This is a genomic window from Salmonirosea aquatica (assembly GCF_009296315.1).
Lineage (GTDB): Bacteria > Bacteroidota > Bacteroidia > Cytophagales > Spirosomataceae > Salmonirosea > Salmonirosea aquatica.
The window spans coordinates 5,294,903-5,310,149 of record NZ_WHLY01000002.1; the positions used below are offsets into that span (position 1 = coordinate 5,294,903).

The 15,247-nt window shown below is 51.9% G+C and carries 8 protein-coding genes; 1 reads left to right on the plus strand and 7 read right to left on the minus strand.

Annotated elements, in window-relative coordinates; genetic code table 11:
• The first annotated feature begins 40 nt into the window (after positions 1-40).
• Positions 41-1,282, plus strand: a complete 1,242-nt coding sequence (locus tag GBK04_RS22830; protein WP_152763719.1) for an ammonium transporter — start codon at positions 41-43, stop codon at positions 1,280-1,282.
• 126 nt (positions 1,283-1,408) lie between these two features.
• Here the strand turns inward: GBK04_RS22830 and GBK04_RS22835 are convergent, their stop codons facing one another.
• The 7 genes from GBK04_RS22835 to GBK04_RS22865 form a co-directional block, all read right to left on the minus strand.
• Positions 1,409-3,898 carry a bifunctional UDP-N-acetylmuramoyl-tripeptide:D-alanyl-D-alanine ligase/alanine racemase gene (locus tag GBK04_RS22835; protein WP_152763721.1) on the minus strand — a complete coding sequence of 830 codons (2,490 nt, stop codon included), beginning with the start codon at positions 3,896-3,898 and terminating at the stop codon, positions 1,409-1,411.
• A 36-nt stretch (positions 3,899-3,934) separates the two neighbouring features.
• Positions 3,935-5,020, minus strand: a complete 1,086-nt coding sequence (gene corA / locus GBK04_RS22840) for a magnesium/cobalt transporter CorA (RefSeq protein WP_152763723.1) — start codon at positions 5,018-5,020, stop codon at positions 3,935-3,937.
• A 204-nt stretch (positions 5,021-5,224) separates the two neighbouring features.
• Positions 5,225-6,055, minus strand: a complete 831-nt coding sequence (locus GBK04_RS22845) for a universal stress protein (protein ID WP_152763725.1) — start codon at positions 6,053-6,055, stop codon at positions 5,225-5,227.
• A gap of 138 nt (positions 6,056-6,193) precedes the next feature.
• Complete coding sequence (locus GBK04_RS22850) at positions 6,194-7,453, minus strand: PQQ-dependent sugar dehydrogenase (protein WP_373331483.1); 1,260 nt, start codon at positions 7,451-7,453, stop codon at positions 6,194-6,196.
• Between the two features lie 184 nt (positions 7,454-7,637).
• The gene (locus GBK04_RS22855) at positions 7,638-8,186 is read right to left on the minus strand and encodes a YceI family protein (protein WP_152763727.1); all 549 of its coding nucleotides are present in this window, start codon (positions 8,184-8,186) and stop codon (positions 7,638-7,640) included.
• 168 nt (positions 8,187-8,354) lie between these two features.
• Entirely contained in the window at positions 8,355-11,402 is a 3,048-nt protein-coding gene (locus tag GBK04_RS22860; RefSeq protein ID WP_373331244.1) for a YCF48-related protein, read from the minus strand.
• Between the two features lie 554 nt (positions 11,403-11,956).
• Entirely contained in the window at positions 11,957-15,133 is a 3,177-nt protein-coding gene (locus tag GBK04_RS22865) for a YCF48-related protein (RefSeq protein ID WP_152763732.1), read from the minus strand.
• Positions 15,134-15,247 lie beyond the last annotated feature (114 nt).

Genomic DNA, 15,247 nt, shown 5'->3' on the forward strand with positions numbered 1-15,247 from the left:
TCACTCAATCACTCATTCAAAATTCACAATTAATTACAATATGGAAGAGCTTTCTACAACAGTAAGTGATCTGTCGATGTCCGTTGATAACGTGTGGGTACTCATCGCGACGTGCCTGGTCATGTTCATGCAGGCAGGTTTTGCGCTCGTGGAAGTAGGTTTCACGCGTGCCAAGAACGCCGCTAACATTCTGATGAAGAACCTGATGGATTTTGCCGTCGGTTCGCTGGCTTTCTGGGCCATCGGATACAGTATCATGTTTGGGGAGGACATCGCGGGTTTCATGGGCCAGATAACTCTCTTCTTCGGTCCCGACGAAATTGATGGATTGCCCCAAATTACGAAACTAATGTTCCAGACTGTATTTGCCGCCACGGCCGCTACCATTGTGTCAGGCGCAATGGCCGAACGTACCCGGTTTAGTGCCTATCTTATTTATAGCCTGGTGATTACGCTGGTCATCTATCCCATTTCCGGACACTGGACCTGGGGCGGCGGCTGGCTGTCAGAAATGGGCTTTATCGACTTTGCCGGTTCCACCGTCGTACACTCCGTAGGTGGCTGGGCTGCCCTGATGGGAGCGGCTCTTCTGGGACCGCGTGTAGGCAAGTACGCCAACGGCAAACCCCGGGCAATTCCGGGGCATAATCTGGTATTGGGTGCATTAGGGGTTTTTATCCTGTGGCTGGGCTGGTTCGGATTCAACCCGGGTTCACAACTGGCCGCTGCCGGGAAAGATAATGCGATTGCCATTGCCCACATTTTTGCCACTACAAACCTGGCTGCGGCGGCGGGGGCACTGGCCTCCATGATCATTTCCTGGATGCGCTACAAGCGCCCTTCGCTGAGCATCACCCTGAACGGCGCACTTGCCGGACTGGTTGGTATCACGGCTGGTTGTGCGGCAGTATCGTTAGGTAGTGCGGCCATCATCGGTGCCATTGCGGGCGTTGTGCTGGTTTTCTCTTTGGAATTCATCGAGCGTACCCTCAAAATCGACGATCCCGTGGGGGCCATTTCAGTACATGGTGTGTGCGGAGCTTTGGGTACCTTGCTCGTGGGCGTTTTTGCTACCGAAGGAGGGCTGCTCAACGGAGGCGGATTCGCCCAGTTGGGTGTGCAGGCCGTCGGTGTATTCTCAACCATGGGTTGGGTGATCGGCACTTCATTCATCCTCTTCTTTGTCATTAAGAAAACCATTGGCCTGCGTGAATCCAAGCGCGTCGAAGAAGAAGGTCTCGATGTGTACGAGCACGGCGAAACGGTCTACAATATGGTATAATAGAATGGCTGATAGCCAGTAACCAAAAAAAAGAGGCTCCCCGAATGATTCAGGGAGCCTCCTTTTTATATACATCACTCAATCATATCTACACCAGGAAATAGGTACCTTTATAGGTACCCAATCTCACTCTTTAAAAAAGACTCGCTTTACCCGCTCGCCGACTCCGGTCAGAATCTCGTAAGGAATGGTGCCAATGCGTCGCGCCAGGTCGGTGATGGGTACTTCGGCGCCAAAAGCGATCACATCGTCACCCTCTTCGGCGTTGACTCCGGTAAGATCGACCATCGTCATGTCCATGCACACATTGCCAATGGTAGGACAGAGCGCCCCTTTGATCCACACGTGTCCCACGCCGTTGCCCAGCCCGCGGTCGTAGCCATCGGCGTAGCCCAACGCCAGGGTACCCACAAGCGTGTCGTGGGTGATGCGCCCCCGGCGGCCGTATCCGACGGTTTCACCCGCCTTTACGGCTTTGATTTGTGAAATGGTAGTTTTGAGGGTACCTACGGTTTGCAGATGCCGTTGTTCCTGGCCGGATGCTTCCAATCCGTACAGGCCGATGCCCAGGCGTACCATGTCCAGCCGGTATTCGGGAAAACGCACAATACCCGCCGAATTGAGCAGGTGTTTGATTACCGGATAGCCTAAAGCCTGTTCTAATTGCATGGCTCCCCGCACAAAGCGTTCGTATTGCTGGCGCGAAAAAGAATTGAGCTCCCCTTCATCAGCCCCGGCCAGATGACTGAATACACTAAGGACCCGAAGTTGAGGATGAACGGACAAATGCTCCTGCAGCCACTCGTAGTCGTCTTCCACAAAACCCAGGCGATGCATGCCCGTGTCCAGTTTGAGATGCATGCCCGCGGTACCCCGCTGAGAAAGGGGCTGGGATTTGCTGAGCCGGGTGTCGACGAATGCCGTCCATTCGCCGAGGATCTTGCGGCTATAAATCTCGGGTTCGAGACGGTATTCCCAAAGGGTTTCAAAGGTACCCTGTGCCGGGTTCATGACCATGATAGGAAGCATGATGCCGTTCTGGCGCAGGACTACTCCTTCATCGGCATAGGCAACGGCCAGATAGTCCACGCGATGGAACTGGAGCAGGCTGGCTACTTCGGTACTGCCGCTTCCGTAAGCAAAAGCCTTCACCATCACCATGATTTTGGTTTGGGCACCTACCTTATTCCGGTAGTAGTTCAGGTTGTGGGTCAGGGCATCCAGGTTGATTTCCAGCACGGTACCGTGGACTTTCTGCTGCAACCGGTGGACGATTTTTTCAAAATGAAACGTCCGCGCTCCTTTCACCAGCACGACGCTATCAGTCAGATTAGCCAGTGGGAAATCCTGTAGGAAAGCGTTGGTGTCAGAAAAGAAATACCGTTCAGGTACCTCAAACAACGGGGCTTGTTGTGTCATTTCCGCTCCAATGCCTACAAAAATATCAATCTTTTTCTGGTGCAATAACTGGGCAATGGTACCGTACAGCTCGGGAGCAGGCTGCCCGCTCTGCAATACATCCGACAGGATGACCGCCCTCCGGCTGCGGGTATCCTGCTGCGCCAGAAAGTTGAGGGCCATGGTAATTCCCTGAACATCGTTGTTGTAGGTATCGTCAATCACGTAGCAGTGGTGAATGCCCTCCTTGAGCTGAAGCCGCATGGACACCGGACGAAGCGCATGAATGCGCTCCTGAATCACGGAAGGGTCGAGGCCGAAATCCAGCAGAAAGACCAGGCAGTGCGTGAGGTTTTCAAGGGAGGCTTCGTTGCGGAAATTAGTTTCGAACTGGTAGTCGCCCAGGGTACCCGTTAGCGTGATGGTGGTGGCTTGTTCACCCGGAAGGTACCCTACCTGCACCTCGGCATCGGGCGAGGTACCCCAGGCCAGGGTTCTCAGGGTCGGGTTCACATGCCGCAGGATCAGGTTTATCTCTTCGTCGATTTCCCGGTAGTCTTTCCGATAGATCAGGGTCTTCACGTGGGTAAATAGGCGGAGCTTTTCGGCAATTTTCTGTTTCCGGCTGCGAAAACCTTCGTCATGGGCCGAACCGATGTTGGTAAAGATTCCGAGGGTAGGATCGATAATGGGCTGCAGGTATTCCATTTCGTGCGGCCGGGACAATCCCGCTTCGAACAACGCTAGTGTGTGGGAAGCGTTCAGGTTCCAGACTGATAGCGGTACACCGATTTGTGAATTGTAGCTCTTGGGGCTGGCCACGACGCGCTCTGAGGGACCAAGCAACTGAGCCAGCCACTCCTTTACAGTGGTTTTACCGTTACTTCCCGTGATGCCCACTACGGGGACCGAAAATTGGTGGCGATGTCGGGCAACAAGGTTTTGTAGGGCGCTCAGGCTGCTGGCTACTACCCATATAGTAGCATCGGACCAGGAAGTGAGCTGGGCTCTCAGGGTGGGGGTGAGCGAGGTTCTTTCCACCACAAATTCGCGTACTCCGCGTTGGTACAGTTCATTCAGGAATTGGTGGCCGTTGTGATGTTCGCCCGGTAGGGCAAAAAAGATGCTTCGGGCCGCAAAATTCAATTGTCGGCTGTCTGTGAGCAAGTATTGTGCCTGGGTGGTAATGTCGGAAGGTTCGGCTTCGATCAATCGCATGAAAAAGGGTACCAAATTAAGAATGGGAAATGAATATTACAGCCATTTTTTCCAGCGGAAATATAGCAGCATCCCCAGGGTAACAAGCGCCATCGCTGCCCAGGTGGTGTAGTAGCCGTAGCGCTCGTGCAGTTCGGGCATGTTGTCAAAATTCATCCCATAAACCCCCACAATGAAGGTAATGGGCATGAAGATGGCCGAGAAGATGGTGAGTGTTTTCATCACCTCATTCATGCGGTTGCTGATCGTCGACAGATGGACGTCCACAAGGCTGGCGAGAAGTTCGCGGTAGGCATCCAGATTTTCGATGATCTGCATCACGTGGTCGTTCACGTCGCGCATGTAGGGAAACACCCGTTTGGAAACGAGTGGATCATCGGCACGTACTAACTGAGTCAGCATATCCCGCAGTGGCCAGATTAGCCGGCGCGTGTAGGTCAGTTCGCGCTTCAAGTCGTAAAGGTCTCCCAACGACTGACTGTGACGGCCGTTGATGACCTGGTCCTCCATCTGATCGAGTTGGTCACTGAAATTCTCCAAGAGGAGAAAATAATTATCCACGATGACATCCATCAGGGCATACAGGAGGTAATCGGAGCCGCTGCGGCGGGTTTTTCCCACGGAACCTTTGAGGCGATCAATTACCGGGGTGAAAACGTCGCCCGATTGCTGTTCCTGAAAAGAAACCAGGTAATCTTTACCCAATACAAACGACACATGTTCGCCCCAGATACCGCCTGCGCCGGTTTTGCCCAGGTGAAGCATCTTCATGGTAATGAACAGGTGGCCATCCTCATAGGCTTCAACCTTAGGCTTCTGGTAGCTGTTCATCACATCTTCGAGCAGAAGGGGGTGGAGTTGGTAGAGTTTGCCGATCTGCTCCATCACCTGCGGTTCGTGGATACCCGTAACATTGAGCCAGGTGATGTAGGGCTGATCGGTGGGTACCTTCTTGGGAATACAGACTTCCATCGTCGAGGCCACTTCTTCCTGATAAAAGGAATCGTTGTACTCGATGCGCTTGATCACCGTCTTGATGTTCGTTTTCTCACCCACATAGGTAAGGGTACCCGGTGAGGTAAGAAGGTTTTTTCGATGCTTACGATGGTTGGGTCTGGCCATAGGCGATCAGGCTTTTCGGGCTTTTGGTTTAATTATATCCAAGATAAAGGCCCGATCGGACAAAAGTAATACGCTTCCCGGTACGGGCAATGACCAAGAGCCAGTGAATGACCTGCTTCGTATAGTAGAAACGGCCCGAGGGTACCCCCGGGCCGCAGAAGCTTGGCTTCCTCGTAATCAAAATCAAATAACACGTTTCAAGACCTACTCTTTCATATGGTACACCAGGAGCGGTACATGCGTGTCTACGATCATTTTTTTGGTAACACTCGGGTTGGTGATGAAGGCTTCCAGAAAGCCGCGGGGCCGGGTGGACATGACTAGCAAATCCGCCCGGATTTCATCACAGTAGTCTTCGATGCCCTGCAAAACCGAATCGGATTCCCGTACTACAAAATCGTCCGGCATCAGGCTGAACTCGCTGGTGATCTGATCGATGTACTGCTGGTCCGACTGAATGTCGGGCTGCGCGTCCGAGTTGATTTTTATAAAAGATACCCTACCCCCAAGTCGTTGGAACAAGGGGAAAGCCCGGCGCAGAATCTCATTCTCATCGTACTCTAACTGGGTGGCATATACGATTTCTTTGAATTTCTTGGGAGTAGCCTGCGGGGGTACTATGAGGACAGGACAGGTGGCGTCGAGACCGATGTGGGTGGCCGAACTACCCAGCAGCCGATCCAGGAAGCCTCCGGTGCCGGAGCGTCCCAGCACCACCATGTCAGGCCTATGGTGTTTAATAGCGTCGAAAACGGCCGGATGGATTCCGCCCACCGACCAGATGCCTTCCGCGCGGTACCCCTGGTTCTGGGCAGTGGCGACGAATTCTTCGAGTCGTTTTCTGAATGTTTCTTCCAGGTCGGGCGGTAACGGTACCATGCCTGCGCCCGACGGTACGGTCAGATCCGGAACGGGAGGCTGATAGGCATGCAGAATGAGCAACTGGGTTTCGCCCTTATCGGCCAGCGCTTTGGCGGCGTTCAGAGTCCGGTCGGCGTTCTCCGAGAAATCAATAGGAATCAGTATCTTTTTCATGAGATGGGTACATTTTGAGTGACTGCCCAATTTAGATAAATCCTACCTGGGACGACCATTAAATTTATGTGAATAAAATCAAGGATAGAACTGATCCTACTCATAACCGGCCGTTACTCGCCCGCTATGCCCGCCAGGCTACTGCGCACTAACCCGCCAGATGGTATTGCCCTCATCGTCGGCCACCAGGAGCGAGCCGTCTGCCAGCACGGTGACACCCACCGGGCGTCCATGTACCTTACTGGCTTCATTATCCGCCACAAAACCGGTCAGGAAATCCTCCATTTTGCCAGTGGGCCTGCCGTTAGCAAAAGGCACGAAAACCACTTTGTAGCCTACTAGGTTTGAGCGATTCCAGGACCCATGTTGCCCTATGAAAGCACCATTGCGGTACTTGGCCGGGAATTTTTCCTTATCGTAAAAGGCTAAACCCAATGAAGCCGTATGCGATCCCAGGGGTACATCAGGGACGATGGCTTGCTTGACCAGTTCGGGATTTTCGCCCTTGCGGCGCGGGTCCACGTGATCGCCGTAGTACGAAAACGGCCAGCCGTAAAAGCCTCCCTGCTTCACACTGGTTATGTAGTCCGGGACGAGTTCGTCACCCAGCTCATCGCGTTCATTTACGGCGGCCCATAGGGTATTGGTACCGGGTGCCCAGTCCATGCCCACGGGATTACGCAACCCGCTGGCAAACACCTGCTCACCGGTACCGTCAGGATTGATGACCAGAATATTGGCGCGGCGTTTTTCTTCGTCCATGCCATGCTCGGCCACATTACTGGCCGAGCCTACGGATACATAGATTTTGGAACCATCGGCATTGGACAACAGATTGCGCGTCCAGTGATTGTTATATCCACCAGCGGGTAGGTCCAGGATTTTTACGCCCTTGGCCGTCATTTTGGTTTGGCCTTCCTGGTAGGGGAAACGCAGCAGACCGTCGGTATTGGCCACATAGAAAAAGCCGTTCAACACCAGCATGCCAAAGGGCTGATTCAGATCTTCCAGGAACGTTTCTTTTTGATCGGGCTTACCGTCGTTATTGGTATCTCGAAAAAGGGTGATACGGTCGGCGGATTTTTTGGTGTTGGATTCAGCCACGAAAATATCGCCGTTGGGTGCCTGGTATATCCAGCGGGGATGTTCCAGGCCGGCAGCAAATTGCTCCACTTTGAAGCCAGCGGGCGCCTGGGGCGTCTGCCCGTCTTCCCAGCCGATGGTTTTGCTTTCATTCCGCACCGACTCGGTGGCGAAGGGAGCGGGTAGGGTAAGTGAATCCACTTCGGTCTGCACCTGGTCGGGGCCTTGAGCGGTCGCTTCTTTTTTTTCCTGAGAGTCGCAACCCCAAAGGGTGAGTAGGGCGGCGAGGGCCATGCCGGGTACGTGCATACGCATTATCATGATTTTTCAGTAGTTAGGCTAAAACATTGATTGAGTAGGAAACCAAATGGTATCGCCAGAGTACCTGTAAAGAATAATGCCAGAAAGCAGAAGTCCTGTTTGTTAAGCCAGGGGTCAACACGCGAAAAGGCGGGCCCGGGCCCGCCTTTTCGCGTGTTGACAAAGGAAAAATGAAGTTCTATTCTTTGGTGAACTCACCTACCCCTCTGATCTCCACTTCATCACCTACTGTGGCGGTATTGTCGCTTCCTACGCCAAAGTCAACACGATTTATTTTTCCTGTGACCTTAATGGCTGCCATGGGTTTTTTGGTGCGAGGATGCTCCCGCGTTCCGAGGAGCGCCATATCCATCGTGACGGGCTTCGTAACTCCATGCATCGTGAGGTTGCCCATCAGGGTGTATTTTTTATCCGCCACTTTTTTGATAGACGTACTTTTGAAGGTCATGGTCGGATGCGTAGCGGCGTCGAACCAGTTGGCCCCTTTCAGGTCGCCATCGCGGCGTTCGTTATCCGTATCGATGCTGTTGATATCGGCCGTAAGCTCGATCACTGCATCGGAAAGGTCGTCTTTGGCCGAAGTAATCGTGACATCATAGTCTCTGAAACTACCATCCACCTCCGAAATCAATAGGTGGGTAACAGTAAAGCCAAGCTTCGAATGGGCTTTGTCCATTTTCCAGGTTTGGGCGAAGGCGCCGAAGGTACCCGCCAGGAGAGCGAACATAAGAAGAGTTTTTTTGAACATGGTAGCTGCCATTTGATAAGGTGATGATTTAAACAAGTTTGGCTACAAATAAAGCAAATTGGGAATTGGAAGACACAACTATTATACAGATTGACCAAAATAGCCGACCAACCCTATATATTTTATTGATTTTTGCCAGCGCGCGTTCTAGTTCTGAAGCAGGGCGTTCTTGCCCTGCATGGAAAGTTGACCATTCTGTCGAATTTCGATGCCCCGCACCTGCACCGACTGGCCGAGCTGCACGACATGGCCGGGATTGATCACGATCTGATCACACACCCGGGGGATATGGCCGCAGTTCCAGGTGGCCAGATTATCCCACGAACCGCTGGTACTGGATTCGCATACCTCGCCCGAGGTCACGCTCACATTGACTGCCGCCGAGGTGGTTTTGCAGGCAGGTAGCAGGGTGGGATTGAAGGTGAGAATGACGCCGTAATCGCCGACGATGAAGCCTTTGTCGGGAGTTATGAACGTAATATCATTCAAGTTCTGATGCGTGTTGGTCACAACTGTCACCCACGAATTGCCCCCATCGGAGGTTTTGACGAGGGTACCCTCGGCGCCAACGACATAACCCTCCAGGGCCGACAAAAAATAGATACCATTCCAGGTGGCCGATTGACCGGAAGTCTGATTGGTCCAGCTTTGCCCGCCGTTGGTAGTTTTCATAATCAGCCCATTTTCACCCACTACCCAGCCGATTTGATCCGTAACAAAATAACAGCGGTTGAGTCGGGCGTGAGCTTGTACCAGAAGCACGTTCCATGTAGCTCCGCCGTCGGTGGTCTTGATAAGCTTGCCGTTGCTGGTCGTGATGAAACCAGTGCGGTCATTAATGAATTGCAGGTCGAGTAAACCGGTATTGGAAGGGTCACCTCCATCTTTAAAATAAACAGGTGGGGTAACAAATTGGGAGCCCGAAAATGCGATCAACCCAGCCGCTGAATTTTCAAAGTGAGTTCTTAACAGACAGAACCCGGTGGTATCTCCCGTAAAGTAGGCTTTTTCGACGATGTAATTGAAAGAACTTGGCGGGCCCGGCGCTAATAAGGATTGCCAGCTGTTGCCGCCGTCGTGGGTGGTACTTAACGTGAAGTATCCTACCTTCCAACCGAACTGGCTGTTTTTGAACTTGACCTGGCTCAAAGTATTACCCACTCCGTTGCCCGAACCGGTTTCTTCTTTCGTCCAATCCGAACCATTGGACGAAGTGAGAGTCACAGCCTTGGAGTCAGGATGTGCTCCATCTTCCCTAGGTTTGAACTTACCTCCCACGGAAATGATCTTCTGGGTGGTTCCTCCGACTGACTTTAGGGGCAAGTAGGTTCGATGGGGGGCAAAGTTGGTAACCGTACTCAGGTACAACCCACCCGCACCTACCACTACCCCCCGCGATGGAGCGGCGAAAGCCACTGCTTTGGGCTGAACATTGAAATAATTGACATAGATGGAGGTCCAGGTTTGCCCTCCGTCCTGAGATTTAAACACCACCCCCCCGGTTATACCGTATTGGGCCGTTGTCCGGCTGTAAAGGGTACCAGTAATATAGCCGGTTTGGGCATCCGTAAACACCAGGTCGCTCAGATTCAGGTAGGACAGTTCGCGGTAACTGGAGCCAGGGACGTCAATGCTGTAATCCGTCCAGGTCGTGCCGCCATTGGTCGTTCTTGAAACAGCTTTGCCTTCACAGTATGACGAATAGTACGTTACCCAGCAAGAGTCAGGATTGAGGGCGAAGATCTTCTGAAAACTGGAAAACTGGCAAGGCGACGGAAGCGAACTTTTCTGTAGAAACCAACTGGTACCCCCGTCGGTAGTCTTAAAGAGCTGGTCGTTGGTGATGATCCATCCCGTGTTCACGCTACCGAATGTAAGATCGACCAACAAGTTAGTAGTAGGAGCCGCAACTCCCGCCCAGGAAATACCCCCATCAGTCGATTTTAATAATTGCCCGTTTCCCAGGGCATACCCTGTGGTTTCGCTCAAAAATTGAATTTTTCTCACATCTCCCGTAATTGGGATATACTGCTGACTCCAGCTCAATCCCCCATCGATCGACTTCAACAGTAATCCATTCGCACCTCCAATCCAGCCTGTTTGAGCATTGATAAAGTGCACATCGTAAAAAGTATCTTCCCGATTCATAGGTATGGTGTCCCAGGTGGTACCTCCATCGGTGGTTTTCAGTAAAGTGGCGTACTCGCCCACAATCCAACCGGTATTTCCCACAAATTGCACGTCGTTCAGTGTGTTGTCCAGTCCTTCCATGGCGTGCTTCCAGGTAGAAGTTCGTCGGGTGGCTTCCAGCCGATAGCTACCTACCTGGTTCACCACCAGACTATCGAGGGTAGCCTGGGCAATGGGCTGACTGTTTTTAAGCCACTGCCACTGTACATCGGTAAGTGAGGAGGTATTCTTCAGGGTCAGCGGCTGAATCTCACAGATGGTCTGGTTTCCGGAAGGTAGTACGGACACACTGGGTGTACAGTTACCTGAATCATCGGAATAATACAGGGCCGCTACCTCTTGCAGCGTAAGCTCCCGGTTAAACACTTTTACGTCGTCCAAAGCACCTTTGAGGGGGTACCAGTTGGTAATGCCGAGCACCGGAGGAGACTTGGGTCCCATAACCCCCAGAAACAAGTCCTGCTGGTTGACCTGCGTAAAATCGATAGAAACGGGCAGGGTACGTACCAGTTGGGCATCTACATACAGGCGAAACTGTGAGTTGGTAATGGTGTAGGTATAGTAATGCCAGCTGTTGCCGGGAAGCGGCCGGGCACTCATAACGCTATACTGTCCCGCATTGGTTGCTGATTCGAAGCTAACCTGCTGAAGGCCATTCTGTTGGTAGGTCAACCCCTGTACCCCCGGCGGCGAACCCCCGAATCCGTCTCCGCCTTTGGCAAAAAAAACATGGCGACCGTTGGCGTTACAGGCTCCGGTGCCCGGATCCATGCCGCTACTAAGGTCTACCAAAGCCCAGAAAGAAACTGACATTGCGCCGGTCATCTGTAAACTTGCCGAATGAGGTACCCTCAAAAACTGGGGGCTGGCGCAGCCACCCAGGCCCACGGCGCGGTTGGCAACCCCCTTGCGATCCGGTACGAAACCCGGATTGCCCGAAGCCTGGGCGTGGTTGGCATTGGCGGTTTGATCAGAAAAGGTACCGTTGAAAGTATAGTGCGCCACGAGTCCAGGTTGGGCCTTTGCACTGAAAGCGCAAAGTAAAAAAAGAATCAACGGAGAGGCATTGCATGCAAAACGGAAACGACGAAGCGAACACGTAAAGACTAATCTCATGGGTAAGCACTTGAAATAAATAGTATTCAGTCGGTAGGTTCGAAGGGACGTTGTGCGTGCAATGATAAGTAAAATCCCGAATACTACAATCCTTTTTAATGATCTTTTAATTAACCGATTCCGGGTATACAGACTGCTTTTAGAAAGCCTGAGACGTGGTTTTATTCAAAGAAGCTTTGGCTTGTATTTATATTGACAAGAGGTTGTATGTAAGTTGATTAAAGCTAAGAGTATTGCTTTATTTCACTGGTCTGTCGTTGCGTTTAACTCTTCCAATCAGGTTCGTTTCACCCATAAGCACCGGAACACTATCTTGAAAATCTGCTCAGTAGTTTTTTTAAATTGAAACGGAAAAATACGTGTAACTGATTTATTGGAAACACTTAGTGGACAGTGACATTCCGATTTCAAATCCGATTTATGGCTAAAAAAGGACTTTTTAACTATTCCTGAATCAGCACATTCCCACCCTGCATAAGCAATTGCCCATCCTGCCGAATTTCGATACCGTGAACCTGTACCGACTCGGTAAGCGTAACCACATGCCCGGGATTGATGGCCACTTGATCGCACGCCAGGGGCACGTGCCCACAGCTCCAAGTGGCCACGTTATTCCACGTACCGGTAGTGGTGGTTTGGCAGAGGGTACCCGATGAAACATTCACATAAACGGCCTCGGAAGTAGCTTTGCAGTCAGGCAAGAGGGTAGGGTTGAAAGAAAGAATGGTGCCGTAGTCGCCCACAATGTACCCTTTATCGCGGGTTGTGAAGGTAATATCGTTCAGCGTATTATGCGTATTGGTTTCAATTCTGACCCAGGAGTTGCCGCCATCGGAGGTCTTGATGAGGGTACCTTGGCTGCCTACCAGGTACCCTTCCTGCGCCGACAGGAAGTAAATTCCATTCCAGCTAACCGCCAAGCCTGAATTCTGGGTAGTCCAGGATTGACCACCGTTGATGGTTTTTAGAATCAATCCATTTTCACCCACGACCCAGCCCGTTTGGGCCGTGACGAAGTAGCAGCGGTTGAGCGCGGTGTTAGCCTGTACTACATGAACGCTCCACGAGGTACCCCCATCGGTGGTTTTGATGAGCTTGCCGTTGCTGGTGGTAATGAAACCTACCTGATCGTTGATGAATTGTAGGTCGAGCATTCCGGTAGTGCTGGGATCACTTGGATCTTTAAAGTTTATGGGGATTCCTGTGCGGGTCTTGCCTGAAAAACGAAACAAGCCAGCCCCGTCATAGGCCGGGTACCGAGCAATGAAAAATCCGGTGGTATCGGTCTTGAAATACGCTTTCTCAATTATCAGGGAGGTAGGCGGCGGCAAATCGGTCGGAAAAAGGTACTTCCAAGTAGTACCGCCATCCGTAGTAGAATAAAGTGCCCCAAGCCCCACTTTCCAGCCCAGTTGGTCATTTTTGAATTTGATCTGGCGGATGGTATAGCCATTGTTAAAAGGGTACCCACCGATGGGAGACCTGCCAAATCCGGTTTCGTTTTTTACCCACGACTGCCCGGTCACCTTGGACAATAATACCGCCTTAGAATCAGGATGTGTTCCCTCTTCAATTATTCGGGGAAATCCTCCCACCGCAAACACGCTATCAGAAGTACCTCCGACCGAAGTGAGTGGTAAAAAGGTTCGTTCAGAAGGTAACGAAACGGTTGTAGGCGAACCGCTCAGCTTGCCTAAAAATCCGCCCGCACCGACTACCGTACCTTCCGTTGGACTGGTAAGCGAAATCGCACGGGGGTAGATAAAGTACTGGTTGTCAAAAATCAATGACCACGTTTGACCACCATCTTCAGTTTTGAAAATGGCACCGGAATTAACGCCATACCTCGCATACACTCTGGTGTACATGCGTCCAATAGCATAGCCAATCTGAGCATTTATAAAGAGAAGATCGCTGGCTCCAAAGTCGGATAAGCTCGGGTATTGCGCAGGTATGGGAAAGTCAGTGAAAGACCAAGTGAGGCCCCCGTCGGTAGTCCTGGTTACGGAAGAATAATTCTGATCCTGAAAGTAGGTGACCCAAACCCTATTGCGGTCCAAGGCATACAGATTTCCCAGAAAAAAATATTGTGAATACGACTTTTGCAGATTCCAGCTGTCGCCTCCATTTTCCGTTTTGTAGATATTCTTCCCTATGATAATCCAGCCAAAGTCAGCATCCACAAAGCTGAAATTCACGGGAAATGATTCGGGCAGGGGCACGGCTTGCCACGAATTCCCCCCATTCGTCGTCTTATAAAGCAACTCACCGCCCCGCGCGTAGCCTACATTTTGATCCAGAAACTGAATCTTATTCACGTCGCCCGTGGTGGGAAAATACTGTGGCTGCCAGTTCGATCCGCCATCGGTTGATTTAATCAGCAATCCACCGGCTCCGCCAATCCAGCCTGCCTGCGTGTCTATGAAGTTGACCGTATAGAAATGGGTATCCCGAAAGGTGGGGAGGGTATCCCAAGAGGTACCTCCGTCCGTTGTCTTCAGTAGGGTACCGTATTCGCCCACGATCCAACCCGTAGTACCTATGTACTGTACATCGTTTAGTGTATTGTCAAAGCCCTGCATGTCGTGCTTCCAGTTGTCAGTCCGCCTGGTGGCCGTAAGCCGATACGCGCCCGCCTGGCTCACCACCAGGCTATCCAGTATAGCCTGAGCAATCGGCTGTCCGTCTTTTAACCATTGCAACTGTACCTCCGCTGAAGGTACCCCCTTCAAGGTGATAGATTGTCCGGCACAAATCGTCTGATCTGCGGTGGGCAATACGGATAGAGCCGGAGTACAGCTTCCCGAATCGTCGGAGGCATACACGGTGCTGATTTCTGCTGAATTGAGTTCCCGGTTGAATATCCGTACGTCGTCGAGAGCGCCTTTAAGCGGGTACCAATGGGTGGTGCCCAGTACGGGTGACGATTTTGGGCCCATCGCGCCAAGGTATAGGTCCTGTTGGTTGGCGGCCTCGAACGACAAAGCAGCGGGAGATGTATGCACCAACTGAGCATCTATGTATAATTTTACTTCGCTGGTACTCAGTACGTAAACATAATGGTGCCAGGTGTAGCCGGGAAGTTCTCGAGAGAAACCCGTAGCGACTTGCCCGGCGTTGGCTTCAAAAGTAATGCGCTGCTGCCCCTCAGCCAGGTAGGTAAGGCCCTGTAGTCCAGGAGGTGAAACCCCGTAGCCATCACCCGCTTTGGCAAAAAACACCTGGCCGCCATTCGCGTTACAGGCCCCCGTGCCGGGATCCATGCCGCTGTTGAGGTCAACCTGAGCCCAAAAGGCGACCGTTAGGGCGTTGGTTACTTGCAAACTAGCCGAATTAGGTACCCTTAGGAATTGCAGATTACCACAGCCTCCCAGTGCAAGGGCACGGTTAGCTATTCCTTTCCGGTCGGAAATAAAAGCCGGATTGCCCGTGGGTAAGGCGTGGTTGCCGTTGGTGGTTTGGTCGGTGAAGGTCCCATTGAAAGCATAGTGCGCCACGAGGCCAGGTTGGGCGGCAGCTGAAAAGCAAGATACAAGAAGAACACCCAGGAACAAGCAGTTGATCGCCCGCGTACTGCGAAGCGCATGGAAGGATAGACGAATCGTAGAGAATGATTTCATGGGTTTGTAGGCTGATGAGGAATTATTTAGCTTATTCGGTAAGGCGGTGCCTTGATTACCAAGCTATATCAAATAAACCCACAAAAGGTAAGTCGGGCAGGCGGTTTATTCTGC

Excerpts from the sequence above, each read along its gene's own strand:
- GBK04_RS22830 (WP_152763719.1), top strand. The coding sequence starts at position 41 with ATGGAAGAGCTTTCTACAACAGTAAGTGATCTGTCGATGTCCGTTGAT.
- GBK04_RS22835 (WP_152763721.1), bottom strand. The coding sequence starts at position 3,898 with ATGCGATTGATCGAAGCCGAACCTTCCGACATTACCACCCAGGCACAA.
- corA (WP_152763723.1), bottom strand. The coding sequence starts at position 5,020 with ATGGCCAGACCCAACCATCGTAAGCATCGAAAAAACCTTCTTACCTCA.
- GBK04_RS22845 (WP_152763725.1), bottom strand. The coding sequence starts at position 6,055 with ATGAAAAAGATACTGATTCCTATTGATTTCTCGGAGAACGCCGACCGG.
- GBK04_RS22850 (WP_373331483.1), bottom strand. The coding sequence starts at position 7,453 with ATGCGTATGCACGTACCCGGCATGGCCCTCGCCGCCCTACTCACCCTT.
- GBK04_RS22855 (WP_152763727.1), bottom strand. The coding sequence starts at position 8,186 with ATGTTCGCTCTCCTGGCGGGTACCTTCGGCGCCTTCGCCCAAACCTGG.
- GBK04_RS22865 (WP_152763732.1), bottom strand. The coding sequence starts at position 15,133 with ATGAAATCATTCTCTACGATTCGTCTATCCTTCCATGCGCTTCGCAGT.